This is a genomic window from Microvenator marinus, from assembly GCF_007993755.1.
Classification (GTDB): Bacteria; Myxococcota_A; Bradymonadia; order Bradymonadales; family Bradymonadaceae; genus Allomicrovenator; species Allomicrovenator marinus.
Genome location: NZ_CP042467.1, coordinates 4163226 through 4190064 on the forward strand (window position 1 = coordinate 4163226; position 26839 = coordinate 4190064).

Sequence of the window (26839 nt, forward strand, 5' to 3'; positions counted from 1 at the left end):
GCCAGCTGGATAATTGCCTGAATACCGATATGCACCGGCTTTTCGCGGCCAAAACGTGTGCTAAAGTCGCCTCGCGTGTGACACCTTTGCTACGGTCTTGAGGGACCACCATGAAAACTTGTATCGTCGGCCATATCACCCATGACCTTTATCCCGATGGGATCTACGCCGGTGGGTGCTCATTTTACGGGGGAATGGTGCATAAGGCCCTCGGCGCCGAGGTGGTGTTGAGGGCTGGCGTCGGTCTCAACTTCCAATGTGACGCCGAAATCGAGGTGCTGAACCCAATTCTCAGGCGCATTGGAGAAACGACGACCTTCAAGAACGAATATCCCGAGAACGCCCCGCGTGTGCAATGGGTTGAGTCGCTCGCCGAGCCACTTCCAGCCGAACTCGAGGAAGATTTCGACCTGATTCATCTCGCTCCCGTGTTGGGCGAGTTGGATTTCAATGCGTGGGTGCGCGCCGCGCGGCCGCGTGCGCGACTTTTGGGGATTAACGTGCAAGGTTGGATCAAGGCCGCCTCATCGACGCCACCCGCCGTTGTGCAACAGGTTCGATGGGCGCCAGACCCGGAAGTCTTAAAACTCGTGGATGTGGCGTGTTTGAGCGATGAGGATCTTATCGACCAGCCAGGCCTCTTCGAACTCTTGAGGGCCCACGTTCCCGTGGTCGCGCTGACCCATGGTCGCGAGGGTGCCGAGATTTTTGCGACCAAGACCGGCTCCGAAGAGTCGAAGTGGCGTGTTGGTATCTTTGAAACTGAAGTGGCTGACCCAACGGGCGCTGGAGACGCGTTTGCCGCTGCATTCTTAAACGGTATCGCTTCTGGAAAGACTCTGAGCCAAGCCGCGGCAATCGCCTCAGCCGCATCCTCTCTGGTGATAGAAGCCAGAGGCGGCAAGTCCCTACCCAGAGTTTCACACGCATTGAGCCGAGCTGATCGTATTGAAGTCGAGGAACTAAAATGAAAACAATTGACGTAGACGTGGCTATCATTGGTGCGGGATCGGCCGGTTTGACCGCGCGTCGCGGTGCCCTCAAAGAAGGTAAGTCGGTCCTGATGATCGAGTCCGGCCCCTACGGCACGACGTGCGCACGGGTCGGTTGCATGCCCTCAAAGCTACTGATTTCCGCGGCCGAAGCCGCTTTCCACGCCGAGCATTCCGACGTGTTCGGTGTCCGCAGCACCGTCGTCGTGGACGGGCCGGCCGTCATGGAACGAGTCAGAAAGGAGCGCGATCGTTTTGCCGGCGGCGTCGTGAGCTCGGTGGATGAGATTCCGGAGAACGAGAAATTGCGCGGCCATGCCCGCTTTCTCTCAGACACTTCGCTTGATGTCGATGGAACCAAGGTCCAGGCAAAGGCCGTGGTGATCGCCACGGGATCTTCGAACTGGATCCCAAAACAGCTCCAAGTGCTCTCGAAGACCTTGCTCACGAGCGATACGATTTTTGAGATCCCAGACCTCCCAAGATCCATGGTCGTCTTCGGCAGTGGAGTCATTGGCCTTGAACTCGGCCAGGCGATGCACCGATTGGGCGTCCGAGTCGTGGTGCTCGACCCGATGGAGGGCCTTGGATTCCTCAAGGATCCTGAGGTGCGTGAGTCCGCGATTTCAATTCTTGGCAAGGAATTCCCGCTGCATCTCAACGCCGATATTCAGAGTGTGGAAGAAACATCCGATGGTGCCCACGTGGTCTGGGCCACCAAAGATGGTGTGGTGCACGAAGAGACCTTCGAGAAGGCGCTCGTCGCGACCGGACGCAGACCCAATCTCGGAAGCTTAGGCCTTGAGAATACCAGCGTGGAGCTCGACGATAAGGGCATTCCCAAGTTTGACCCAAGGACCATGCAGATTGCAGATCTCCCGATCTTCATCGCGGGCGACGCAAACAATCAAAAGGCCCTATTGCACGAAGCCGCTGACGAAGGGCATATCGCCGGGTCAAACGCAGCACTCTTCCCTAATGTCAGAGCGGGGCTCAGGCGAACCGAGCTCATGGTCGTCTTCACCGACCCTCAAATTGCGGTGGTCGGTCCCGGCTACTCCGGCTTCGAAGCTGGTGAATGGGAAGAGGGAAGTATCGACTACGCTTCACAGGGAAGGGCCCGGGTCATGGCCCAGAACCGCGGCCTCGTAAAAATCTACGGAACGCGGAGATGCGGCTTTCTCGCGGGCGCTGAGATGGTTGGACCTCGAGTTGAGCACACCGCCCATCTTCTCGCGTGGGCTGTTCAATCTCGAATGCGTGTGCAACAAACGTTGGAAATGCCTTTCTATCACCCTGTCGTGGAAGAAGGCATCCGAACGGCGCTTCGAGATCTTGCGAAGGCACTAAAGATGAACGAACTCCCTTGCCAAGGGGACGATTTGCGAGACGGTCCGGGAACTTGAATGAAGCCACACTAAAAAAGGCAGCCAAGGAGGCTTTTTGGGCACTCGTCGTGTTCATCGTGCTCTCCTACGCGTGGAAGTATAGTGCGCTCGTCCACCCCGCTGAGCTCGAATTCCTTGGCCGACTCGGCTTTGACTCCGAAACCGTCGACGCTGACTTTCTCCACAACTTCCGGGGGAAAATCCTGATCCCTCTCTCGGTGCTTTCGGGACTTCTCTTCCGAGGCCTTTTGAGAGAGTTGGAAGTCGACCCCGCGGCTATCGATCTCACGTCCACCGCATGGTTGCTCGGCTCCTTCGCACTCCTCTCAACTCAGATCGCCTCCGGTCATCAACTCGCCACCCTTGGCGTGATCCCCGCATTTTGGGCCACCTTGGTGTCGGCGCGTGTGATTGGAATGGGAGCACCAAACCCCTTGAAACTATTCCTCGGCGGGATAGTGACGGGATTGAGCCTCTCCCTTGCCGTGTTTATGGCGTGGGAGTCGGCCATAGCCATCGCGCTTTGTGGTCTATACGTGCTCTCGACGCCACTTGTGCGAACCCGCTTCATGCTAGCCTTCGTGGTCGGAGCGCTGCCGGCGGCCTATCTTCTGATGGGTCAGGCCAACTGGTCTCTTGGCGAGCCTCCAGCCATTGGTCTTTCACTCATTACTTGCGCGGCGATCCTTCCCGCGATCTACGGAGCGATCGTCCTCTTCAATCGGTCCTCGTACCGGTTGGGCTTATTGGTGGTCGCGCTGATCGTGGTTGTGTTCCTGGTCGAACCTTTGGCCTTCATACCTGTCTTGCCGCTTCTCTTTGTGGGCGCGGCGATCGGTGCCGACGCCGGCCTGCACCTCGCGCTTGTGCAAGGTGCGCTCAAAGGTTGGCTGATCGGTGGCATCCTTTATCATAATGTGGTGAACGCCGTACTCGGGCAGGCCCCCGAAGGAAATCCACTCCGTGGCCTGATTCAAGAATTGCTAAACGAAGGGCTCGTCGCACCAAACTTAGTCTCGAGCTACTCCGAGCTCGAAGGTCCGGCCACTCTGATTCCACTCGGAATCATTCTGCTGGTGCTCTGCCTTGCGCTTATTTACAGCGGCTCCGCATGGGCACATCGCGTACATCCGTCGTTTGTCTGGCCGATCGCCGCCTTCTTTCTGGCGATCTTTCTCGGCGCAGCCACGCAATTCGGCGGAAAGCTCACCCCTGAGCGCCAGAAGACTCTGGTCAGAACGATTGGCATTTGGAATAAACAAGAGTCGTCGCTAGCTTCAGAGGCGCGAAGGACCGCACGCCAACTGCAGGAAATGGGTCGATGAATCAGTATCAAGTCAGGTTCGCATGGCCGCCATGGACACTCGGGGTCAAAGTCTTGAGTGGTCTCCTGGTGCTCCTCTGGCTTCTACCCATTTTTGTGACGCCGCTTAGGGAATGGGTGGTTTCATCGGCTCTCCTTGGGCCTACGACCTTCTTAGAAGAACCATGGCGCGTGCTGACCTACGGGTTTTTCGAGCGCGATTTCTTCGGGGCGCTCTTTGCCGTACTCGCTCTATGGCTTTTCGGAAGCGAGCTCGAATCACGCTGGGGCCTCAAGAAGTGGATCGCGGTCCAGAGCATTGCGCTCCTTGTTGGGGGACTCGCCATGGCTGCCCTCATGCTCGCGTTCTCCAAGGGGAGCGCCGCAGGATGGCACGTACCTATCATGGCGTTGGTCACTGCTTATTGTGTACGACTCTGGCGCGCACCGCTGAATTTCTTCTTTATCCCGATGACCGGGCGCTCGATGTTGGCGCTCTTTGCAGGCTTTACTGTGGTGATGATCGCGGTCTCCGGACAATGGTGGCTCTTGGGCGGCGAGGTGAGTGGAATGCTCGTCGGGGCCGTGGCTGCCCAAAATAGCGATCTCGGGTTTCGATGGAGAGATCTGAAGACCAGGTGGCGGATCTTCCGAGCCAAACAAAAGCTCAAGGTGGTCAAAGGTGGAAAACACCCCGACCCCGATGATCGCAAACGGTTCAACTGATGAGGATCATCGCCGGGACCGCCAAAGGGCGAAAGCTCCAAACACCCAAGGGTGACAAGGTAAGGCCCACCACCGATCGGGTCCGTGAATCGCTCTTCTCTATTATGGGGAGTTTTGAAGACTGCGTGGTTTGGGACGCGTTCGCGGGAACTGGCGCACTGGGTTGCGAGGCTCTTAGCCGCGGTGCAGACTTCGTCTACTTCTCTGATTCCAGCCGACCCTCCATCGAGCTCGTCCGTGAGAATATTGGCCGGGTTACCACAGACCAGAACTTCCGTGTGATTCATGCGCCGGCAGAAAGGGCGATCGCCGAACTTTCACACGATCCGGATATCATCTTCTTGGACCCACCTTACGCTTCCGGACTCTTGGAGTCCGTTGTTGATGCGATAGCAAAAGCCTCGGCCATTGGTTCGGGGGCGCTCTTGGTCTGCGAACAAGGTGCTGAAGAGTCACCCATCCAACACGATTCCTTCGAGATGGATGACCAACGGCTCTTCGGATCCATACGGATCACCTTCCTCGTCAAACGTGGTGTCGGGCCTTAACGCGTTGATCTATTTCGCTTCTAGGCTGTTTGATGGCGTTTATGGGCGCCAGGGCTCGCCAGATTCCCTCTCAGATTCCACAAATACTCAAAAATTCTTCGAGGAGCTAAATCGTTTGCCCATTGATGATTTCCCAATTCGTGCAGAAATTGGCACCAAATATCGATAAAGAGTGGTTGACAGCTACATCGAAATCCCTAAACTCCGCCTTCCCACGACGGCACTGCCCAAGTGGATGCCTGCTTCAGGCGCTCTCTTCGACTCGAAGAGAAAAGTGAAGACTTTTAGAAAAAGAGTCTTGACAGGAGCGAAAGGCGACTCTAGTGTCGCCGCCCTGCTCACGGAAGTGAGCAATCCCGAAAGGGTCTTTGACAGGTGAATAGGAATTAAGTTGAGGCGGGATGCCTCGAGTCCGAAAGGGCTCGTATGTTGTGATGACATGCGGGACAAATGGGCAGGTGGATGGTTAAGATTAGTGACCTGAATCAGGCGCTAGTCGGGATGCAAGGCTTTTGCACAAGGTACTCACAGTTCCCGGTGCGAAGTCGATTAAGTATCCTTAAAAATCATCAATACTGTGTTTGTCTCGTGATGAATAACGACTAGGTATTCTTACCTCGTCGATTAGACACCACGAGTTAAGTTTGTTTGAGAGTTTTGCTCTTGGATAAAACTTTTAAAGTGGAGAGTTTGATCCTGGCTCAGAACGAACGCTGGCGGCGTGCTTAACACATGCAAGTCGAACGAGAACAGAACCTTCGGGTTCTAAGTAGAGTGGCGAACGGGTGAGTAACACGTGAGTAACGTGCCTTCTAGTGGGGGATAACAGTTCGAAAGGACTGCTAATACCGCATGAGACCACAGTGGCTGCGGCCGCCGGGGTCAAAGCCTTCGGGCGCTAGAAGATCGGCTCGCGGCCCATTAGGTAGTTGGCGGGGTAATGGCCCACCAAGCCTGAGATGGGTAGCTGGTCTGAGAGGATGATCAGCCACACTGGGACTGAGATACGGCCCAGACTCCTACGGGAGGCAGCAGTGGGGAATATTGCGCAATGGGCGAAAGCCTGACGCAGCAACGCCGCGTGTGTGATGAAGGCTCTCGGGTCGTAAAGCACTGTCAGAAGGGAAGAAACAAATGACGGTACCTTCAAAGGAAGCACCGGCTAACTCCGTGCCAGCAGCCGCGGTAATACGGAGGGTGCAAGCGTTGTTCGGAATCATTGGGCGTAAAGCGCGCGCAGGCGGCTTGCCAAGTCTGATGTGAAATCCCGGGGCTCAACCTCGGAACTGCATTGGAAACTGGTAGGCTTGAGTATGTGAGGGGTTAGTGGAATTCCTGGTGTAGGGGTGAAATCCGTAGAGATCAGGAGGAACACCGGTGGCGAAGGCGACTGACTGGAACATAACTGACGCTGAGGCGCGAAAGCGTGGGTAGCAAACAGGATTAGATACCCTGGTAGTCCACGCTGTAAACGATGTTCACTAGCTGCTGTGCCCATAGTTTGGCGCAGTGGCGAAGCTAACGCATTAAGTGAACCGCCTGGGGAGTACGGTCGCAAGATTAAAACTCAAAGGAATTGACGGGGGCCCGCACAAGCGGTGGAGCATGTGGTTTAATTCGAAGCAACGCGAAGAACCTTACCCAGGCTTGACATGTATGGAACTCAGGGTAATGCCTGAGGTGCCCTTCGGGGAGCCATAACACAGGTGCTGCATGGCTGTCGTCAGCTCGTGTCGTGAGATGTTCGGTTAAGTCCGGCAACGAGCGCAACCCTTGTCCTTAGTTGCGACCACGTAATGGTGAGCCACTCTAAGGAGACTGCCGACGTAAGTCGGAGGAAGGTGGGGATGACGTCAAGTCCTCATGGCCCTTATGTCTGGGGCTACACACGTGCTACAATGGGTGGTACAAAGGGCAGCAAGCTAGTGATAGTGAGCGAATCCCAAAAAGCCACCCTCAGTTCGGATCGCAGTCTGCAACTCGACTGCGTGAAGTCGGAATCGCTAGTAATCGCGGATCAGCATGCCGCGGTGAATACGTTCCCGGGCCTTGTACACACCGCCCGTCACACCATGGGAGTCGTTTGCTCCAGAAGTCGGTGACCCAACCGTAAGGAGGGAGCCGCCGAAGGAGTGAATGGTGACTGGGGTGAAGTCGTAACAAGGTAGCCGTAGGGGAACCTGCGGCTGGATCACCTCCTTTACGGAGTATTGGCCTCGGCCAAACTTCACTACCGTCCAACGCCTTTTTAAAGGCAACCTCGCATTGGTCTTCGCATGACCATCATCAACACAGTCTTCGGACTTATGTATCCCTCCTCAACTTAATTCCTTATTTACCCTTCAAAAAGCCCGATTGGCGGTCTTTGACAAGTGAATAGGATGATGAAGTGAGTAGATGTTGTGCCTTTCGAGGTACATCGCATCTATGAGCTGTCAATAAGGTTTTCTGACAAGCGTCTTTGAAAGATTCTTTCAAAGGCAGTCCGGTCAGTGGTCCTCAAGCGTTTCGACGCGAGGGAAAACTGGCAATGGAACGGACGAAAAATAAGTGAATAAGGGCTTTCGGTGGATGCCTAGGCGTTTGCTGGCGATGAAAGACGTGGAAGGCTGCGATAAGCTACGGGGAGTTGCCAAACGAACCTTGATCCGTAGATGTCTGAATGGGGAAACCCGGCAGGTAGAGATATCTGTCAGCGTGTGCTGAATACATAGGCACTACGCGGCGAACCCGGGGAACTGAAACATCTCAGTACCCGGAGGAGAAGAAATCAATTGAGATTCCCTGAGTAGCGGCGAGCGAACGGGGAATAGCCCAAACCTCAGGAGTGTCAAGGACACATCCGTTGCTTCTGGGGTGTTGTGGGGTCTTACTTCTACAGTATGTGTGCTGTGGCAGGGAGTGTTGTTTATTAGCTGAATCATCTGGAAAGTTGAGCCATAGCGGGTAATAGCCCCGTAAGTGAAAATAAGCATGCACCTGTGTGAGATACCCGAGTACGGCGGGACACGTGGAACCCTGTCGGAATCTGGGAGGACCATCTTCCAAGGCTAAATACACGCAAACGACCGATAGTGAACAAGTACCGTGAGGGAAAGGTGAAAAGTACCCCTTTGAGGGGAGTGAAATAGACCCTGAAACCGAGAGCCTACAAGCAGTGGGAGCCCTATGCCGCAAGGCAGGGTGACTGCGTGCCTTTTGCATAATGAGTCAGCGAGTTAAGTTACGCAGCAAGGTTAAGCCGAGAAGGCGAAGCCGCAGGGAAACCGAGTCTGAATAGGGCGTATAGTTGTGTGATTTAGACCCGAAACCGAGTGAGCTACCCATGGCCAGGTTGAAGTTCCGGTAATGCGGAATGGAGGACCGAACCCACCATTGTTGAAAAAATGGGGGATGAGCTGTGGGTAGGGGTGAAAGGCCAATCAAACTCGGAGATAGCTGGTTCTCCCCGAAATATATTTAGGTATAGCCTCGGGAGATTTACCTGCGGAGGTAGAGCACTGAATGGGCTAGGGGTCTCACCGGATTACCAAACCCAATCAAACTCCGAATGCCGTAGAGTATTATCCCGGGAGTCAGACTACGGGTGATAACATCCGTGGTCGAGAGGGCAACAACCCAGACCGCCGGCTAAGGTCCCTAATTTATGGTTAAGTGGCAAAGGATGTGGAAGCACACAGACAACTAGGAGGTTGGCTTAGAAGCAGCCACCCTTGAAAGAAAGCGTAATAGCTCACTAGTCGAGTGAATCCGCGCCGAAAATATAACGGGGCTCAAACCATAAACCGAAGCCGCGGACTGTAATTTATTACAGTGGTAGGGGAGCATTCTAGTCGCCTGCGAAGGGATACCGTGAGGAGTCCTGGAGGTTCTAGAAGCGCATATGCTGACGTGAGTAACGATCAAACGGGTGAGAAACCCGTTCGCCGAATACCCAAGGTTTCCTGGGCCAGGGTCATCCTCCCAGGGTTAGTCGGGTCCTAAGACGAGGCCGAACGGCGTAGTCGATGGCAAACAGGTTAATATTCCTGTACCTCCTTGTAAGGTGTTTGATGGTAAGAGAGGACGGAGAACGTTAGGTCCGCCGGATATTGGATTTCCGGTGCAACCCCGTAGGAAGGTGATGTAGGAGGGTTCGTCCCACAAACGCATCGCTAGTTCCGAGAGGGGAAGCAGAGTGGGTCGCTTTTAGACCCGCACGTCAATGGATCGATACGCCGCTTCCGAGAAAAGTCTCGTACCGTAGTCTATAAGGAGCCCGTACCGCAAACCGACACAGGTGGGTGGGAAGAGAATTCTAAGGCGCTTGAGAGAACCCTGGTTAAGGAACTCGGCAAATTGACACCGTAACTTCGGGAGAAGGTGTGCCCCTATTAGGTGATACGTCCACGCGGCGTTGAGCCGAACAGGGTTGCAGAGAGCAGGGGGTAGCGACTGTTTATCAAAAACACAGGACTCTGCGAAATCGTTAAGATGACGTATAGGGTCTGACGCCTGCCCGGTGCCGGAAGGTTAAGAGGAGAGGTTAGTGGGTAACTGCGAAGCTTCGAATTGAAGCCCCGGTAAACGGCGGCCGTAACTATAACGGTCCTAAGGTAGCGAAATTCCTTGGCGGGTAAGTTCCGTCCTGCACGAATGGCGTAACGACTTCCCCACTGTCTCAACCAGGGACTCAGTGAAATCGAATTGGCGGTGAAGATGCCGTCTACCTGCGGCAAGACGGAAAGACCCCGTGAACCTTTACTGTAGCTTGGCAGTGATATTCGGGCATATCTGTGTAGGATAGGTGGGAGGCTTTGAAGCCGGTACGCCAGTATCGGTGGAGCCAACCTTGAAATACCACCCTGATATGTCTGGATATCTAACCTGCGTCCGTGATCCGGACGAGGGACACTGCCTGGTGGGCAGTTTGACTGGGGCGGTCGCCTCCCAAAGAGTAACGGAGGCGCGCAAAGGTTCGCTCAGGCTGATTGGAAACCAGCCGAAGAGTGCAAAAGCATAAGCGAGCTTGACTGCGAGACCTACAAGTCGAGCAGGTGCGAAAGCAGGCTTTAGTGATCCGGTGGTTCCGAATGGAAGGGCCATCGCTCAACGGATAAAAGGTACTCCGGGGATAACAGGCTGATCTCCCCCAAGAGTTCACATCGACGGGGAGGTTTGGCACCTCGATGTCGGCTCATCGCATCCTGGGGCTGGAGTAGGTCCCAAGGGTTTGGCTGTTCGCCAATTAAAGCGGTACGCGAGCTGGGTTCAGAACGTCGTGAGACAGTTCGGTCCCTATCTGCCGTGGGCGTTAGAGAGTTGAGAGGAACTGCCCTTAGTACGAGAGGACCGGGGTGGACGTATCTCTAGTGTACCGGTTGTTTCGCCAGAAGCATTGCCGGGTAGCTACATACGGACAGGATAACCGCTGAAAGCATCTAAGCGGGAAGCCCCCCTCAAGATGAACTCTCTCTTTGTTTAAACAACTAGAAGGTCCGTCGAAGACGACGACGTGGATAGGTAGCAAGTGGACGCATGGCAACATGTGGAGCTGAGCTATACTAATCGACCGAGAGGCTTATTTTTCAATATGTCTCAAGACCATTGTCAGTTTTTCCTCGAGCACGTCGAAAGGCCGCTTAAGGAAGAAAAACAACGCCTTATAAATACAAGCTCACACTTCATCATCCCATTCACCGGTTAATGACCGGGAAAACTTTGGTTGGTAGCCATAGCGAGGAGGGTCCGCCCGATCCCATCCCGAACTCGGAAGCTAAGCTCCTCAGCGCCGATGATACTGCCACCGCGAGGTGGTGGGAAAGTAGGTCGTTGCCAACCATTTTTCTACAAACACAAAAACCCTGAGAGAAATCTCAGGGTTTTTGTGTTTCTTGGGCCGTGTTTCCTGGACCGTCTCGGTTGCCAGTTCATGTCTTCCGCATCAATTCGGGACCGTGTAGCATCTTTCTCTGGTCATGAAGAAGAAGGCACGAATGAGGATTGGAATCGTTGGAGCCGGTGTCGCCGGGCTCACCGTGGCTCGCCTGCTCAAAGAAGCCGGTCACAACATTACCATCATCGACAAGGGGAGACATCCTGGCGGACGCCTTACGACCAGGGACAAGGGTCATGGGAAGTTCGATCATGGGGCGCTTAAATTCAACGCGAGGTCCGAGGAGTTCAAAGAGGCCTTGGACGTGTGGCTTCAGCAAGGCTATGCGCAACCCGTTCAGTATCCAGGTGAGGAGGCGGGCTGGTTTGAGCCGGTCCCGTGTGCGCGTGACCTGGCTCAGACGATGGCTCTTGGACTCGGAGTGAAAGTTGCCACAGAGGTCACGAGTCTTGAGAGGGATAACGGCCGTTGGCGAATCAGAGCGGGCAATCAATCTTGGGACGGTTTTGACGCCGTGGTTCTGAATCCGCCGGTCCCTCAAACGCTCAAGCTCCTTCCTAGCAATCATGTATTTGTTTCTAGGCTTAAACCGATTGAGTACGACGCGACGTGGGCGATGACGCTTGTCTTAGCGGCGCGAGATGGCTTCCTGGATGTACCATTCACAAAAGTGGATAGCGGGGATATCTCCATGGTTGTGATGGAAGGCTTGCGCAACGGTAGAACCGATGATGGTCCTTGGGCCAGAGTTCTCGTACACGCCTCTCATTCCTTCTCTAACGCGTTTCTGGAGTCGGGCGAGGAGTTGGTCAAGGAGCGACTCATCAAAGCCTTTGAGGAGCGATTTGGAGAAGTCAAAGTGCTTTATGTGAGCGTGCACCGCTGGAGGTACGCACGCGTGAAGAACCCACTTGGTGAAAGGCACCTCTGGGATCCAGACCTTAAACTCGGTATCGTCGGGGACATGATGCTCGGGTCAAGGATTGAGTCGGCTTACCTAAGTGGCTATAGTTTGGCGCAGGAGTTTTTGAACGGCTGAGGAGGGCAGAAGTGGGGATTGTTGATTCGTTAAAAATTGGGATTTTTTTGGTGGCCTTTGGCTTAGTCAGTGCGTGCGGTGCCTACAACCAATCGGGAGACTGCAAGGACTATAAGCCGGTGCTCCTGAGTTGTTCAGAAGGGTTTACTGAGGTCTGTGACAAAAAGGGCGAATGCATTAGGTGTTCATGTGTTTCCACCGAAGACATTGGTCCTTCGCGGCCTTTTCAATCGTCGGACTCATATCCCTAGCCTTTCACACCACCAGCGGTGAGACCTCCAACCAGATATTTTTGGAGTTTGTAGAAGAGGGCGACCACGGGCAGCGAGACTAAAATCGCGCCGGCCGCAAAGTACCCCCACTGCGTGCTATAGTCGCCCACAAAACGTTGGAGAATCACCGGGAGTGTGAAGGAGTTTTCGTCCGAGAGGAAAGTCGCGGCGAGGATGAACTCGTTCCATGCGGTCATGAAACTGAAGAGTGCGGTGACCACGATGGCAGGTTTTGCCAGAGGCAAAATGATCTTCGTGAAGATAACCCATTGGCTCGCGCCGTCCATCAAAGCCGCCTCTTCGAGGTCTTTGGGGATTGTGTCGAAATATCCCTTGAGCATCCACACCGCGAAGGGCACCGAAGACGTAGAGTACACGAGTACGAGTCCCGTCAGCGAATCGAGCAGGCCGGCCTTATCTAGGAGAATGTAGAGAGGGATAGCCATCACCACGCCGGGAAACATCTGGGTGATGAGCAGCGACGCAAGTCCCGCCTCTCGTCCCGGAAACTTGAATCGCGAGAACGAGTATGCGGCCGTACAGGCCAAGGTGACGCCCACGATCGTCGTGGCCGCGCTGATGACCACCGAATTGAAGAGGTAGCGCCAGAAGATGCCTCCGTTCATAGTCAGGAGATGCACAAAGTTCTCTAGCGAGAACTCGGTAGGGAGTGGGTTTCCGCTCATGCTGAAGCTTTGCCCCGGACTAAGAGCCATCTTGAAGACCCAGAGCACCGGATAGAGCGTCACGCAGCAGAGCACGGTCAGCGCGGCGTTGGTGAGGACCACTGTGGATGTTGGGACTTTACGAGCCATCAGTCATCCGTCTTAAGCTGCCCGGTAAAGGCTGAGTAGAAAAGTAGTACGAGGAAGATCAGCACGGCATAGGCACTGGCGTAGCCGTACTGTTCTTGCCGTGCAAATGCCCATTTATAGGCCTCCGAAATCAGGATCTCAGTTGCTCCGTCGGGCTCACCCATGGACACCAGGTAAATGACATTGAACGCGTTGAAGGTCCACACGGTACCGAGCACAATGGCCGGAACCAGTGCGGGCCTCAGAAGGGGCAGAGTGATATGCCGGAAGCGTTGCCATCTTGAGGCTCCATCAACTTCAGCGGCCTCTTCCAAATCTTTTGGAATGGCCTGAAGCGCCCCGAGCGTCACGACCATCATGAATGGAAAGCCCAGCCACACATTGGTGGCGAGGTTGGCCGCAAAAGACGTGGCAAATTGTGAGAACCAGCTCACGGGTTCGACTCCAAACCAGCCAAGGATCCCGTTGATGGCTCCGAACTGCTTGTGGAACATGCCGCGCCAAATCAGAGCCGTGATGTAGTTGGGGACTGCCCAGGGCACGATGAGAAGCACTCGGTAAACGCCTTTGAGGCGAAGCCACGGGTTTCGCAGCATCAGTGCCATTCCAAGGCCAATCGTCACGTGCAGAAACACATTGAGAACGGTCCAAAGCACCGTGACGGCCAGGGTGTAGTAGAAGCTCAGCGGGTCAGTAATCCCGAATTCTTTGCTCGTTAGAATGCTCCAAAAGTTTGCCAACCCCACAAATGTGAACTCGCCCTGCACATGTGAGAAGAGGCTTACCGCCGAACCGACCAAGAACGGAGTGACCACGAGCACGAGCATGGCCACCATGGCTGGGGCCACATAGAGATACGCCGCTTTGTTTTTGCGCGCGGCGGCATAGGTGCGCTTTGGGTCTAGATTCTTCAGTGTCCATCCCAAGACACCCATAAGCACCAGGCTCATAAAGATGATGGTCGGAATTGGGTTGGCTGGCGGAGGCGACTCACGCGTGAAGATCGTCACGCGCCTGTCCGCGGCTTTCAGGGCTTCATCCGGAGTGGCTGCGCCCCGCATGACTTGGCGAAGCGCCGTCTCAGCGGGTTCCCAAACCGCGCGCATCTTCGGGTTGTTTGGCATCGGCACCGAGGCATCGAGCTGCTGGCGGAACACCTTCAAGTCGCTCAGAGCCTGGACTTCCGGGGCTTCATAGGCGGAAAGTGTAGCCACGGGCTGAAGTCCGGACGTGGCGCGGGTCACAGCCTGAGAGTGCTCGGCCATAAAAACCGCAAAATTCGCTGCCGTTTCCTTCTGGGTGCCGTACTTGGACACGAATGCAGCGTCTACGGTGAGGAAAGGTTTCGCTGGATTTCCGGTGGCGCTGATGGTGGGCAGAGGGGCCATGGCGTAGTTCACGCCCTCGGCAATCTCTCCCAGAAACCACGGGCCGTTGATGACAAACGCCGCCTTTCCCTCGTTAAAGAGTTGGGTGACCAGAGCTCCAGTGGATTCTTCGGGAACAATTTTCAGGTCTTGGACAAGGGATCGCGCGAACTCGACCGAAGCAACATTGTTGGCGTTCGCCAAGTTCACATCGCCCTTTTCATCAAAGATCTCTCCGCCAAACCCGAAGAGCCAGGGGGCGTGCATGTAGAAGTTTCCGGCCTGGTAGGCGAGTCCGTAGGAGCCGTTGCCGGTATGCTCGCGCGCGCGAGCGATGAGTTCGTCGGTATCTTTTGGTGCCTGCGCGATGAGGTCTAGATTGTAGAAAAGGACCACGCTCTTATACGCGAGTGGTACCGCAAACCTCGTTCCGTCTACCGTCAACGCGTCTACGGTGATGGGGTGGTAGGTCTCCCACTTGATGTCTCCTGAGAGCGGCTCTAGCAGCCCGGAGCGACTCCAATCGCCGACACGTTCATGCGCTGCAATGAATACGTCCGGGCCGTTTCCGCGAGGAATGGCGCTTGTTAGCTTGTTTGCGAAGGCGTCGTAAGGCACGGCTAGTAGACGCGCTGGGTCTTCAGCGTTTTGTGCGTTCCACGCTTTGACGACCTCTTTTAGAGCCTCTTCTTCCGCCCCTCGATACGCATGCCAAATGATAAGCTCGGCCCATGCCGTGCTCGACACGAGGAACGTGAGCAGAAAAGCCACCCAAAAGCTTGAGAATCGCGGAAGTAACGGCTTCACATTTCCTTTTCGTGATGGATTTAAGGAGTTTTGCGCAAGGGTTGACCCGAGTCAATCTCCGTCTCAGTCAAATGCCTCCAAGGTGTAGACGAGGTTGATGTCTTGGCCTGCGGTCGTTTCTGGGAAAGGGTCGGCAGCAACGAGTTTGCCCACGGTCCGAGACGCCCCAGGCGCCTCGATGACCAAGGTCGAATCCTCAAGCCTTATGGTGATTTTTGGGAAGAGTGGGGGCATCGGTACATAGGAATTGGTTCCCACAACGGGGTAGAGGCCGATCGCGCTCCACACAAACCACGCAGACATGGTGCCACCATCGTCATTTCCGGGAAGGCCATCAGGTGTTGGTGTGTAGGCTGAGTACTGGATCGCTCGTGTCCATTCGGAGAGTTTGTCTAGCCGGCCGAGCGCTGCGTAATGCGACACCGAATGGATCGACGGTTGGTTAGAGTGCCAGTAGTAAGGGTCAGGGAGGGCCAGCTGTGTGCGTTCCGTAATCTCAAAAAGTCGGCTCTCTTCGAAGAACTCATCCAAGGCGGCTTCCATCGTTTCCGCTCCCATCAAGTCCCTGAGACCTTCTGGGTCGTGCAGCGGGTAGAAGCGATAATGCCAGGCTGAGCCTTCCACAAAGATTCCGCTTCTCTCGTTGTACGCCGTCTTGGACCTCAGTTCGGCCCAGGAACCGTCGGCATTTCGCGGCCAGAAGAAGCCTTCGTCTTCGCGATAGATATTCTTCCAGGAGTCCGCTCGCTCCCTAAACCGCGCGCTTTCCTCGGTTAGCCCAAGGTGGTTGGTCAGCTGAGCGAGGCCATAATCAGCCACCGACCATTCGAGAGTGTTGGACGCAGCCGAGCTGAATTCGTCGGCAGGGATCCAGCCCAACTCGGCATATCTCTCGACGCCTCGGCGCGCGTCATAGCCGCCTTCGGGGGCGCTCGCGTCGGCGACAGGTTCAAAAAGCTCCCACGCCCGTTGATAGTCTACGCCGTCCAGGCCTTTGGCCGCGCTCTCACCGAACATCACCATCGCGGGCTCTCCCTCCATACCAGACGTGTAGGAAAGGGCTGCCGGCCATCTCGGGATAAAGCCACCGTCCTCGCCCATTCGAATCAGGCTGTTCAGCGCGTCACGTTGGGCTTCAGGGGCGATCAGAGTCCAGAGCGGATGCAGAGTTCGATAAGTATCCCAGAGTGAAAGGTCGGTAAAATAACGCCCCTCGGTGAGTTCATGGAGCTCGCCGTTTAGGCCTCGGTACCGCCCCGCCTCATCAAGCCGTGTGGGCATTCGAAAGCAGTTGTAGAGGGCTGTGTAGAAGAGAGTGCGCTCAAGCTCTTCGCCGCCTTCCACTAGAACCCGTGAGAGTAGTTCTTTCCACGCAGACTCTGTGGTTTCTAGCAACTCATCTCGTGACGTGGCTTCGAGCCGGTTTTCGCGAGCCTGTTCCATGCTCTGAAACGAGATTCCGACCTTGAGAACCACCTCATCACCTGAAAATACAAGTCTGGCCGGGGCGTCTACACCACTTGCTACTGCCGACCATTGGCTGGCTTCGTCATCCCAAATCTCAACGCTTTCGGGTGTTTCCGACAATTCGATCGAGGCCCAGAGAGTGAATGGGCGGGTGCGCCCTACGTAGCTGCCGCGGTACGTCAACTCGGTCTCAAATGTTGTGCCGTCCACGCTCCACGTTGCTGCCTCTACGCCAGAGTCCTTGAGCGAAGAGGTAGGGTCGATGAGCACGATATTGTCCTCACCAGCCTCGCCGAATGTGTAGTGATGAATCGCACTTCGGATGCCCGCGACGAGTTCAACTCCGACCTCGCCCTCATCTAGTTCTGAGCGGTACCACCCAGGCCCCGCGGCCTGGTTTTGGTGCGTGGCGTACCACGAGCGATAGGGCCGTTCTGAGACCTCGCGTGTTGTTGGCAGGACGCGAAGGTTTCCGTAGTCTGCCACGCCAGTACCCACGAAATGCAGGTGCGAGAACCCACGGGTGTTCGGGTCTTGAGCGCGGTAGCCCGAAAAACGGTCGATCAAAGTCGAGTAGTTGGAGCCTTCGGACGTATCGGGTCCTACACGGACCATGCCGAGTGGCGCTTGTGCCGCGGGGGTTAGTCCGCCGTACGCAAACCCAAGTCCGCCCGTGCCAATGAAGGGATCCACGTAGTCGAGCATGGTGTCCGGTGTGACCGGCTCGAGTGGCTCTCCGAGGTCAGATTCTTCTCCGAAGTCTGGTTGCCAATCGCCGAGGTCAGCGGGCGCGATATCTGGGAACGAAACGCTCTCGGGTTCGGAACATCCGGCAAGTACAAGGCCGAGGAGAAGGGCGCGCAGACTATGGGATGAGGACATCGATATACCTTGAGGGTGACATGTCTAGGTGCAGGTGGTCATCGTGGCCCTGGTTTCCCGGGCCGAGAATGATGCGAAAGATATCAGGACGCGAAGCCAGTGCCCGGGTTAACTCAGCAAAAAAGACGGCCCCGTTACCGAACCAATCGCGCTTTACATAAAACGTCTTTGATTGGCCGTTTGGCAGGTTGAACGTAAATCCGGAGACGTCAATCGCGTTGGCAAACGCGTGTTCGCTGAGCGTATTGCCCCCACGAATCGGTCTGCAGTTTAGGGTTCCCATATGGTGAAGTTTGGCCGGGGCCACGCCCATCGTGCGTTTGCCGACTTCGGCCACGAGGAGCTCGAAGTGAATGAGTTTTTCGCGAAAGAACGGATTGACCTTAACGGGGCTCGCGTAGGGAATCGTGGTGCCTTCGTAATCCACGAGAAGCATGACTGGGCATTTGGTCTTTCCTGAGTACTTTCGAGACTCGTTGTCGAGCGGGTATTCCTCGGATTGCACGGGTGCCATCCAAGTAGCCTTTTGAGGTGTCGCGCAGCCGAGGGAGCCGAGGAGACTCAAAATAAAGAGGCTGGTTGCCTTGACAAATTTTATTTTGCAAATGAGATTCATTTTCAATTTGGGCAGCGGGCTAAGGTTCGCGATGGAGAAACTATGAGTAAATTACTAGTGATGTTGAGTCTACTCGCGTTGGTCGGGTGCAAGGATAAACCAGTTGAGCCAGAAGTGGCTACCCAGACAGCTGGTGGCGAAGAGACTAAGCCGGTCAAACAAACAGTCACCCTCTACTCGGGCCGCAGCGAGGCTCTCGTCTCGCCGGTCATCGCAAAATTTGAGGAAGAGACGGGCATCGACGTTGAGGTCAAATACGGCTCTTCGGGTGAGCTTGCCGGAACCCTTTTGGAAGAAGGCGAGCGTTCGAGTGCGGATGTCTTTTGGGCTCAGGATGCTCAGACATTGGGTGTGTTGACGGAAAAAGGTCTCTTGGCACCCATGCCGGAGAGTGTGCTCGCAAAGTCGGAATCACCTTATAAAGCACCGAACAAAGATTGGGTTGCCACAAGTGGTCGAGCTCGCGTGCTCGTCTACAACACTGAGAAGGTCAAGGCCGAAGACCTGCCAAAAACGGTGGAAGAATTGACCGACGCTAAGTGGAAAGGTCGCGTGGGCTGGGCCCCTGAGAATGCGTCATTCCAGGCTTTTGTGGCAGCGATGATCGAGCTCAAAGGCGCCGAAGAGACGCAAAAATGGCTTGAAGGTATGGTCGCTAACGAGCCAAAGGCGTATCCGAAGAACACGCCAGCTGTGCTCGCGACAGGCAAGGGCGAGGTGGATGTTGCTCTGGTCAATCACTACTACCTCTACAGGGTGAAGGCCGAGCAAGGACAAGAGTTCCCGGCTGAAAACTACTACTTTAAGAATGGTGCGGCTGAGTCGCTCATCAACGTGTCCGGTATGGCCATGTTGAAGACGGCGAAGAACACAGAACCCGCACAGAAGCTTGTCGAGTACCTATTGGACAAGACCGCACAAGAACATTTCGCGAACGAAACCCACGAGTTTCCCGCGGCAGCAGGTGTTGAGGCTTCGGCCAAATTGCCTCCGATGAACACGCTCAACGCGCCTGCGCTCGACGTGGCGAAGCTCTCGAATCTTGAGAAGACCGTTGAGCTCCTGAAGGCTTCTAAAGCACTTCCCTAGGCGATTAACCGCTTGAAGTCCCACCACGACAAACATCCCTTCTTGCACCTAATGGGTGGCATGGTCGCCCTGGCCATGCTTTTGCCTTTGGGGTGGCTTGCGCTCTACGCCCTCGAGCTCTGGGACACGGCAGCTTCAAGTGTGCTCTCCGACTCAAGCACCCTGCAAGCGTTGTGGAACGGACTTTCACTGGCTCTGGCCGTGGCTGCAACCTGTGTGGTCATCGCGGTTCCTCTGGCGTGGTTGACCCACGCGACTGACATGCCGTTTCGAAAGTTCTTTCGGGTGGCGCTGAATCTACCTTTGGCGGTTCCTTCGTACGTCAGTGGATTTGTGGTGGTGGCCGCAGCTGGGCCGAGAGGTTGGATTCAGGAGGTGGTTGAGCCGCTCGGAATCCAGATGCCTGAGGTTTATGGATTCAATGGCGCATACCTCGCACTCCTCTTTACGTTTCCCTACGTGTTGATTCCGCTTCAGGCGGCTCTCGGGCGCATGGATTCAAGGGTTTGGGAGGCGGCGAGGAGTCTCGGGTCGTCTCCAGTTCGGGCGTTCTTCACCGTGGTCTTGCCAAATCTTCGTGGTGCCATCGGTGCCGGGGCGTTGATGGTCGCGCTCTATGTGATGAGTGATTTTGGTGCCGTTTCGCTCTTGCGATTTAAGAGTCTGAGCTATGTGATTTACGTGCGATATCAGTCGCTTTTCGACAAAGACGAGGCGGTCTTTCTGGCGCTGATTTTGGCCATGGTAGCCATTTGTTTTGTGCTCGTTTATCGCGTCATTCGCGGGTCTCAAGCGGGGAGTTCAAAGGGCGTTGTACAGCGATGGTCCACGGTGGAGCTGGGTGTTTGGCGCTGGCCTGCATTCGCGTTCTCCTGTCTGGTCACTGCGGTGGGTGTGGGCCTTCCGGTTTTGACGGTTGGAATCTGGCTCGTTCGTGGCTTGAAGCTTGGAAATGAGATCGGTGGGCTTGCAACCTACGCGTGGTCAACGCTCTGGATTGGGCTCGTCGCGGCCGTGATTACGGTGCTCATCGCTCTTGGTCCGGCACTCTTGGAGCGTCACGGAAACCCGCATGCTTCAAGGGTGGTTCACCTCTCGAGTCACGTGGGCTACGCGCTGCCCGGCATTGTGGTGGCGCTATCGCTGGTCTTTTTCTCGATTCGATTTGCTGGGCCATTTTACCAGACCGCCCCGATGCTGATTTTTGCGTACGTGGTGCTCTTCTTACCACTCGCACTCGGGGCCGTAGAAGACGGCTTGCGTGGCCAAAACCCGAGGTTCTACGATGCGGCGAGGAGCCTCGGCTCGTCTCCTTTACGCGCGTGGACGCGTGTGATTATTCCAGGTCTCAAAGGGGCTGTCGTGGCCGGGTTTTTGATCGTCTTTATGTCGGTCATCAAGGAGCTCCCAGCCACGCTATTACTCAGTCCGCTCGATTTTGGCTCGCTCGCCACTCGGATTTGGTCGCTCACCGAAGAGGCCTTCTTCACCGCTGCGGCGCCTCCCGTGCTCCTGCTCCTGCTCATGGCGAGCCTGGCCCTGATTCCCAGAACGGATTCAGGGGTTGCTCGATAGAGAAGTGTGTGTACGGTGGGCGTATCAGAGCTGGAGATGACGGATGAAAATTCTATTGACGGGCGGCGCGGGATTCATTGGTTCTGCGGTACTTGTAGCGCTTTTGAAGCGTGGTGAAGAAGTCGTGGTGGTGGATGCGTTTGAAGAGACGCTCTACCCGAGGTGGCGAAAGGAAAAGAACCTGGAGTGGGCGCGGACGTTTGGGGATTTTGAGTTCCACGAAGTAGATATTCGGGATGCTGATTCGATGAGCGCTCTTGTCACGCCTGAGCTCAACGCGATCATTCACCTGGCAGCGGTTGCTGGCGTCAGGCCTTCGATTGAAAAGGCGCCTCTCTATTTTGATATTAACGTCACGGCTACGTCACTATTGCTTGAACTCGGGCGAAAGGCCGGGCTTGAGCGGTTTGTCTTGGCGAGCAGCTCTTCGGTTTATGGAAACAATACCAAGGTTCCCTTTGCCGAGACGGACGATGTGAGCAACCCCATCAGTCCTTACGCGGCCAGCAAATATGCGCTTGAAGTCCTGTCCAAGACGCACGTTAACTTGCACGGTGGGCACGTATCGTGCCTTCGATTCTTCACCGTTTATGGACCTCGTCAGCGGCCTGAAATGGCCATGCATAAGTTCATGGACCTGATCGCGAAGGGTGAGGCGGTACCGATGTTTGGTGATGGAAGGACCGCTCGTGACTACACGTATATCGACGATATCGTGAGCGGGGTCATCGCGACCTTGGACAGGCCGGACGGGTTTAAGGTCTATAATTTGGGTGGCGATAGGGTGGTTCACTTGGACGAACTCATCGCGACTATCGGCAGGATTGTTGGGCGCGAGCCCGTAATTCAGAAGCTCCCGATGCAGCCCGGTGATGTGCCGCTCACCAACGCGGACCTGACGATTTCGAGGGCGGAGCTCGGCTACGATCCGCAGACCACGCTTGAGGCTGGCCTTGAGGCGATGTGGCAATGGTATCAGACGTTTGAAGTCAGATAGACGCCTCGTTGCGTCTCTGCTAGCCTCCGCGCGCCTGAGCCTCAGGCTCCATGCCAAAGCCCCTTGGAACCCCCATGAGTGACGCAAACGCGAAAAAGATAGCCAAAGAAGTCCACCGTCGCCGTACGTTTGCGATTATCTCGCACCCGGATGCCGGTAAGACGACCATGACCGAGAAGCTCCTTCTCTACGGGGGGGCGATTCACCTTGCGGGAAGTGTGAAGTCGAGGCGTGCCGCCAAACATGCGGTCTCGGACTGGATGGAGCTCGAGCAGCAGCGCGGAATTTCCGTGACCTCTTCGGTCCTGCAGTTTCCCTACAAGAATTACGCGATCAACCTTTTGGACACACCAGGCCACGCGGATTTCTCGGAAGATACGTATCGTACGCTTGCGGCTGCGGATGCGGCCGTGATGCTTATTGACGTGGCGAAAGGTGTGGAGCCTCAGACCGAGAAGCTCTTTAAAGTTTGCCGGATGCGAAAGCTGCCGATCTTCACGTTCGTCAACAAGATGGACCGCGAGGGGCGAAACCCACTTGAGCTTCTCGAGGAGATCGAGAATCTGCTCGGCATCAAGTCCTACCCGATCAACTGGCCAATCGGCATGGGTAAGGCGTTCAAAGGTGTTTGGGACCGCGCCGGTCAGAAGGCGCTCCTTTTCGATTCGGGTGGGCACCACGGCGAAGCTCGTGTTGATATCAAAGAGTCTACGCTCGACGATCCGTTGCTCCTCAATACGCTTGGGCCTGTGCGTCTGCAGGAGCTCAAAGACGAAGTTGAGCTTTTGGATATTGCTGGTGATGAGTTCAGTTTGGAACAGGTTCGAAATGGTGAGCTGACCCCTGTATTCTTCGGGTCGGCGATGACGAACTTCGGTATCGAGCCTTTCCTTGAGGCCTTTGTGGAGATGGCTCCGGGGCCAGACGAAGTTAGGGTCAAGCAGGTAGACCCGACCCGACCCGAGTTTTCAGGGTTTGTTTTCAAGATTCAGGCGAATATGAACCCGGCACACCGTGACCGTCTGGCGTTCATCCGAATCATGTCGGGCAGATTTGAGCGTGATATGCAGGCGAAGCTCGCGCGTGAAAACCGCCAGATCAAACTCGCCTATCCACAGACGATGATGGCGCAAGACCGCGAGACCGTAGAAGAGGCCTATGCCGGTGATATCATCGGTCTTTACGATCCGGGCACCTTTCGGATTGGAGATACGATTTACACCGGTGAGGCGGTGGAGTTTACGGATATCCCGCGCTTTAGTCCGGAGCATTTTGCGATCGTCGAAATCAAAGACGCCCTCAAGCGCAAACAACTCACCAAGGGCCTCGACCAGCTCGCCGAAGAAGGCGCCATTCAGGTCTTCAAACAACCCTACCTTGGGGAGAAGGACACGATTGTGGGTGCAGTGGGTCAGCTGCAGTTTGAGGTGCTGAAGTTTCGGCTCGAGAAGGAATACAACGCTGTGGTGCAGCTTCGCCCGCTTTTGTTCCAGCACGCTCGGTGGGTGGATGGCGAAGGCTTTGAACAGCAAAAATTCGAGCGCCAAGACTACACCAAAGTACTTTTGGACCGAGACGATAATCCCATCATCTTGTTTAGAAATGACTGGGCTCTGAACTATTGTAAGGGTCAGTACCCCGACTTGAGATTCTTGCCGAACCCTCCCGGGACACCTGGGCTCGAGCAGCTCCACGGAAAGTTTGACCTTTGATCGATTCGATTCAATCACAACTTGAGCCCTTTGTGGCCACGGGGCCGAACGACGTTCCGTTGAAAGCGGTCACCCAGGCTCTTGCGTGGGGCGTTTTGGACTCCGAGAAGTCGCAACGTACGGGTGCTTTGGGTTGTCTTGATTCGGCGCTATTTGATATTGCGAGCGTCACAAAGCTCTTCACCGCTACGCTGGCCATGATCGCGAATGACCGTGGGCTGCTTCGGTTTGAGGACGATCTCGGGCGTGTTTTTGAAGCGTTGGCCGGCGTCACTCTTGATGCTCTGCTAAATCACACTTCTGGACTTGATGCCTGGCGGCAGTGGTATCTGGAGCTCGATGTTCCGGTTCAAGCTCACCAGCCTGATTTGGCCGCTATGAAGGCGAATCGAGAGCGCATACTGCACGATATTCTCGAATCTGGAAGAAAGCCTCCGGGGCAGGCGTATGCCTATTCGGATCTCGGCTATATCCTGCTTGGTCGTTGTCTGGAGGAAGTCTTCGGGCAGAGTCTAGATGAGGTTGTTCGGGATGAGATTTCCGAGCCTTTGGGGCTTCAAGACACGCGCTACGTCAATCTCTTGAATGGTGAATTGCCTTTGCAGGCTGTGCAAACGGAAAGGTGTCCCGTACGTGGCGCCTCAACGAGCGCGGCCCTTTCGTCACTAGATGAGTTTGAGCGCGTTCGACATCTACCCGACGAATCACACGGCGTGTCCGATCCCACGAGGGGGAAAGGTGTTGAAGGCGTTGTGCACGATGAAAATGCGTGGATTCAAGGTGGTGTTTGTGGGCACGCCGGTCTCTTTTCGAATGTGGAAGATCTCTTGGCGTTTGGCGCACATTTTCTAGCCATTTCCAACGGCAATTCCGGCATTGTACGTGCCGAGACTTTGGCCCATGCATGGGACCGCAAGCACCTGCATCCTCAAGGTCATCACGTGCTCGGATGGGATACCCCAAGTGGAGAGCGCACCTCAGTCGGGCGTGGCTTTTCCAGAACGAAAACTTACGGTCACCTCGGTTTTACCGGTACCTCCTTGTGGCTCGACCTCGCGCATGAGACCGTGGCCGTGCTCCTGACGAATCGCGTCTACCCAACACGAAATAACCCCGGCATCCTCGATCTGCGCATCGCTTTTCACGAAGCTGTTTTGAACCCAGAAAGTCCATGAAAATTTCCGTTACGATACCCTTCGAAGAACCTCAAGCGACCCTCAGACACTACATCGAGCGTGCCTGGCCTGAGGGTTCCAAATCCGAGATATCCACGATTATCTCCACGCGTAAGGCTACGGTTGACGGGCGTCCCGAGGGGCACTCGGACCGTCGCCTACCTGCCGGAGCGACCCTGGAGTTCGAAGCGGACGAGAGCGAGGCTTCCTATGAACTACCGGACGCGGTGGATTTGGGGCGTGGCGAGGGCTGGGTCGTGGTGGAGAAGAGCATCGGCACGGTAGGACATGCCGATCACTCAGACCCGATGAATCACGTGCTCTATCTGGCCGACCTTTTGGGGGTTGATCGCGAGGAGTTCTTTCCGCTCTGGGACATGCCCGTCAATTGCGGTGGGCCTTGGCCCATCGCGATGTCTAAGGCGGATGCGACGAGGCTTCGAGAAGCCATCATGAAGGGCGAAGTCAAGACTACGTGGACGGTTGTCGCGCCCGCACCGTCGATCCCTAGAGGAGAGTTCAAATACAACGGTTTTGTGGTCCATTACGGCACCACGCGAAAGGAAAAGGGCCTGGCTGAGCTTCAGCTCAATCCCGATTTTGCCGGAGCCAAGGCTGGTGACCCTTTGACGTCGTTACTCGACCTTCTGGCAAGGTACGAAATCCCGGCAGTGGGCGACCGCGAGCGCGGTGGACTTATTGCTGAGGGTGGGCTTCGTCTGCACCTCACCGCTATTTACGGGGCAGATTTTGGGCATTCTTGGAACGCCCCGAACTGGTGGCCTGGCCAGCTTCTGGCGCCGGAGGAATTGGAGCAGCAGAGCGAGACGAGCCTTCCAGAGGCTCGGCGCGATCACGGAATTCCTTCATTAACCGTTTCCAGAAAGACGTTGGAGGTCATGGCGGACGGCCATCCCTGGGCGCTTGCGGACAAAGAGACGGGCGGCCGCGATAGCATCAAGCAGGGTACGGTCGTGCAATTGGTTAGCCCACAAGGGCAGCCCGGGCCCTACGCCTTGCTAGAACACGGCAAGGTCGCAGCGCGATATTTCACACGAGACGCCTCACTCGCCCGCAGTTTTACTGAGGAAGTGACTTATCGGCTCAATCGCGCGATTGCGCGCCGTCGTGACTTGCTCAAGAACACGGAAACCACCGATGTCTTCAGGCTGGTTCACGCTGAGGCAGACGGCCTCCCGGGACTTGAGATTGAACGCATGGGAACCTTGCTTCGCGCTGTGATTACCGGCGGTGCAGCGAATCGCCTTAAGGGAATCGCGTACGAGAATATTCTGCAGCACGATCCGGGGGCTTTGATTATCGAAGCCCCGCATTTGCGCGACGTAAGACAGGAGAAGAACCTTCCACAGGCACGCGTGGTCAAGGGCAACGCCTACCATGTCATCCCTGGAGACCGCACGATTGGCCGAGAACACGGGCTCAAGTACTGGCTTGAGCCGTGGGAAGGGATCGATGTGGGCTTCTTTGCGGACCAGCGAGACAACCGAAAACGCCTTCTGGAGACCGTGAAGCCGGGCGAGCGTTGGCTGAATCTTTTCTGCCACACGGGGGCCTTTAGTGTGGTCCTCGCGCATTGCGGTGCCGAAGTGGTCAGCGTTGATTTGAGTAAACGTTATCTCGACTGGCTCCAAGAGAATCTGGAGCTCAACGACTTAGACGTCTCGTTGAACACCAATTTCGCCGAGGATGCACGTGAGTATGTGGCGCGCTCTAAAGGTGGCTACGACGGCATCATCGTGGATCCGCCTACGGCGGCACAGGGAAGCGCTGGGTTTTGGTCGGTTCGAAAGGACTATGAGAAGCTCCTGCTCGAGTGCCATGCCTTGTTGAATCCCGGTGGTGTGATGCTCATTTGCCGGAATGACAAACAGCAGAAAGAGCCTTTGCGTCAGTTTGTGGAGCAAACCTTGAAGGGCAAATTCGAGCGAATCGAAGACGCGCCAGCAGCAGCCGATTACCCGGGGCTTACAGGCTTTCCGGAAGGCGATGCCTTTGACGGTGTGTGGGTCTACACTTCGCCATGAGCACTTAGATAGGCCTGCCGAAGCAACGGAACGTCGGGGTGAACGAAGCCATGTTTCTTGAGAAGTGACTCAGAAATCTCCCACGCTTCCGCCCTGAGCTGCGGGTCCGAAGAGAGCACGGCGATCAGCAAATCGTCAAAGACGCGGAC

Annotated in this window: 16 protein-coding genes and 3 rRNA genes; 15 read left to right on the forward strand and 4 right to left on the reverse strand. The window is 55.6% G+C overall.

Annotated elements, in window-relative coordinates; genetic code table 11:
- Positions 1 to 110: 110 nt before the first annotated feature.
- From FRD01_RS17220 to FRD01_RS17260, 9 genes are all read left to right on the forward strand, one after another.
- Positions 111 to 971 carry a PfkB family carbohydrate kinase gene (locus FRD01_RS17220; RefSeq protein WP_146961829.1) on the forward strand — a complete coding sequence of 287 codons (861 nt, stop codon included), beginning with the start codon at positions 111 to 113 and terminating at the stop codon, positions 969 to 971.
- A complete protein-coding gene (locus FRD01_RS17225; RefSeq protein WP_146961831.1) occupies positions 968 to 2398 on the forward strand; it encodes a dihydrolipoyl dehydrogenase in 1431 nt (476 codons plus the stop codon). The genes FRD01_RS17220 and FRD01_RS17225 overlap by 4 nt, the downstream gene beginning before the upstream one ends.
- On the forward strand, positions 2395 to 3705 hold the full coding sequence (locus tag FRD01_RS17230) for a hypothetical protein (protein WP_146961833.1): 1311 nt from the start codon (positions 2395 to 2397) through the stop codon (positions 3703 to 3705). Before FRD01_RS17225 ends, FRD01_RS17230 begins: the two co-directional genes overlap by 4 nt.
- A complete protein-coding gene (locus tag FRD01_RS17235; RefSeq protein WP_146961834.1) occupies positions 3702 to 4409 on the forward strand; it encodes a rhomboid family intramembrane serine protease in 708 nt (235 codons plus the stop codon). Before FRD01_RS17230 ends, FRD01_RS17235 begins: the two co-directional genes overlap by 4 nt.
- Positions 4409 to 4957, forward strand: a complete 549-nt coding sequence (rsmD, locus tag FRD01_RS17240; protein WP_146961836.1) for a 16S rRNA (guanine(966)-N(2))-methyltransferase RsmD — start codon at positions 4409 to 4411, stop codon at positions 4955 to 4957. Before FRD01_RS17235 ends, rsmD begins: the two co-directional genes overlap by 1 nt.
- A gap of 678 nt (positions 4958 to 5635) precedes the next feature.
- A 16S ribosomal RNA gene (locus tag FRD01_RS17245) occupies positions 5636 to 7159 on the forward strand.
- Positions 7160 to 7501: 342 nt separating this feature from the next.
- Positions 7502 to 10525: ribosomal RNA gene (locus FRD01_RS17250) — 23S ribosomal RNA — on the forward strand.
- A gap of 135 nt (positions 10526 to 10660) precedes the next feature.
- Positions 10661 to 10777 (forward strand): 5S ribosomal RNA (gene rrf / locus FRD01_RS17255).
- The 16S, 23S and 5S rRNA genes sit together here, the layout of an rRNA operon.
- A gap of 155 nt (positions 10778 to 10932) precedes the next feature.
- Positions 10933 to 11871, forward strand: coding sequence for an NAD(P)/FAD-dependent oxidoreductase (locus FRD01_RS17260; RefSeq protein WP_249755700.1), 939 nt, complete (start codon positions 10933 to 10935; stop codon positions 11869 to 11871).
- A gap of 247 nt (positions 11872 to 12118) precedes the next feature.
- Here FRD01_RS17260 and FRD01_RS17265 read toward each other — a convergent pair whose 3' ends face one another.
- The 4 genes from FRD01_RS17265 to FRD01_RS17280 form a co-directional block, all read right to left on the reverse strand.
- Complete coding sequence (locus FRD01_RS17265) at positions 12119 to 12958, reverse strand: sugar ABC transporter permease (protein WP_146961839.1); 840 nt, start codon at positions 12956 to 12958, stop codon at positions 12119 to 12121.
- Positions 12958 to 15132 (reverse strand): extracellular solute-binding protein, encoded by a 2175-nt coding sequence (locus tag FRD01_RS17270; protein ID WP_249755701.1) that lies wholly within the window; start codon positions 15130 to 15132, stop codon positions 12958 to 12960. The genes FRD01_RS17265 and FRD01_RS17270 overlap by 1 nt, the downstream gene beginning before the upstream one ends.
- 63 nt (positions 15133 to 15195) lie before the next feature.
- Complete coding sequence (locus FRD01_RS17275) at positions 15196 to 17481, reverse strand: GH92 family glycosyl hydrolase (RefSeq protein ID WP_146961841.1); 2286 nt, start codon at positions 17479 to 17481, stop codon at positions 15196 to 15198.
- Positions 17465 to 17995 carry an extensin family protein gene (locus FRD01_RS17280; RefSeq protein WP_249755702.1) on the reverse strand — a complete coding sequence of 177 codons (531 nt, stop codon included), beginning with the start codon at positions 17993 to 17995 and terminating at the stop codon, positions 17465 to 17467. The genes FRD01_RS17275 and FRD01_RS17280 overlap by 17 nt, the downstream gene beginning before the upstream one ends.
- Before the next feature lie 144 nt (positions 17996 to 18139).
- Between FRD01_RS17280 and FRD01_RS17285 the strand changes: the two genes are divergently transcribed.
- The 6 genes from FRD01_RS17285 (at position 18140) to FRD01_RS17310 (ending at position 26690) form a co-directional block, all read left to right on the forward strand.
- Complete coding sequence (locus FRD01_RS17285) at positions 18140 to 19186, forward strand: iron ABC transporter substrate-binding protein (protein ID WP_146961845.1); 1047 nt, start codon at positions 18140 to 18142, stop codon at positions 19184 to 19186.
- 12 nt (positions 19187 to 19198) lie between these two features.
- The gene (locus tag FRD01_RS17290; RefSeq protein WP_146961847.1) at positions 19199 to 20761 is read left to right on the forward strand and encodes an ABC transporter permease; all 1563 of its coding nucleotides are present in this window, start codon (positions 19199 to 19201) and stop codon (positions 20759 to 20761) included.
- 43 nt (positions 20762 to 20804) lie between these two features.
- Positions 20805 to 21758: an NAD-dependent epimerase/dehydratase family protein gene (locus FRD01_RS17295; protein WP_146961849.1), complete on the forward strand. Its 954-nt coding sequence runs from the start codon at positions 20805 to 20807 to the stop codon at positions 21756 to 21758.
- 74 nt (positions 21759 to 21832) lie between these two features.
- On the forward strand, positions 21833 to 23470 hold the full coding sequence (locus tag FRD01_RS17300; RefSeq protein ID WP_146961851.1) for a peptide chain release factor 3: 1638 nt from the start codon (positions 21833 to 21835) through the stop codon (positions 23468 to 23470).
- A complete protein-coding gene (locus FRD01_RS17305; protein WP_146961853.1) occupies positions 23467 to 24645 on the forward strand; it encodes a serine hydrolase domain-containing protein in 1179 nt (392 codons plus the stop codon). Before FRD01_RS17300 ends, FRD01_RS17305 begins: the two co-directional genes overlap by 4 nt.
- On the forward strand, positions 24642 to 26690 hold the full coding sequence (locus FRD01_RS17310) for a class I SAM-dependent rRNA methyltransferase (protein ID WP_146961855.1): 2049 nt from the start codon (positions 24642 to 24644) through the stop codon (positions 26688 to 26690). The genes FRD01_RS17305 and FRD01_RS17310 overlap by 4 nt, the downstream gene beginning before the upstream one ends.
- Positions 26691 to 26839 lie beyond the last annotated feature (149 nt).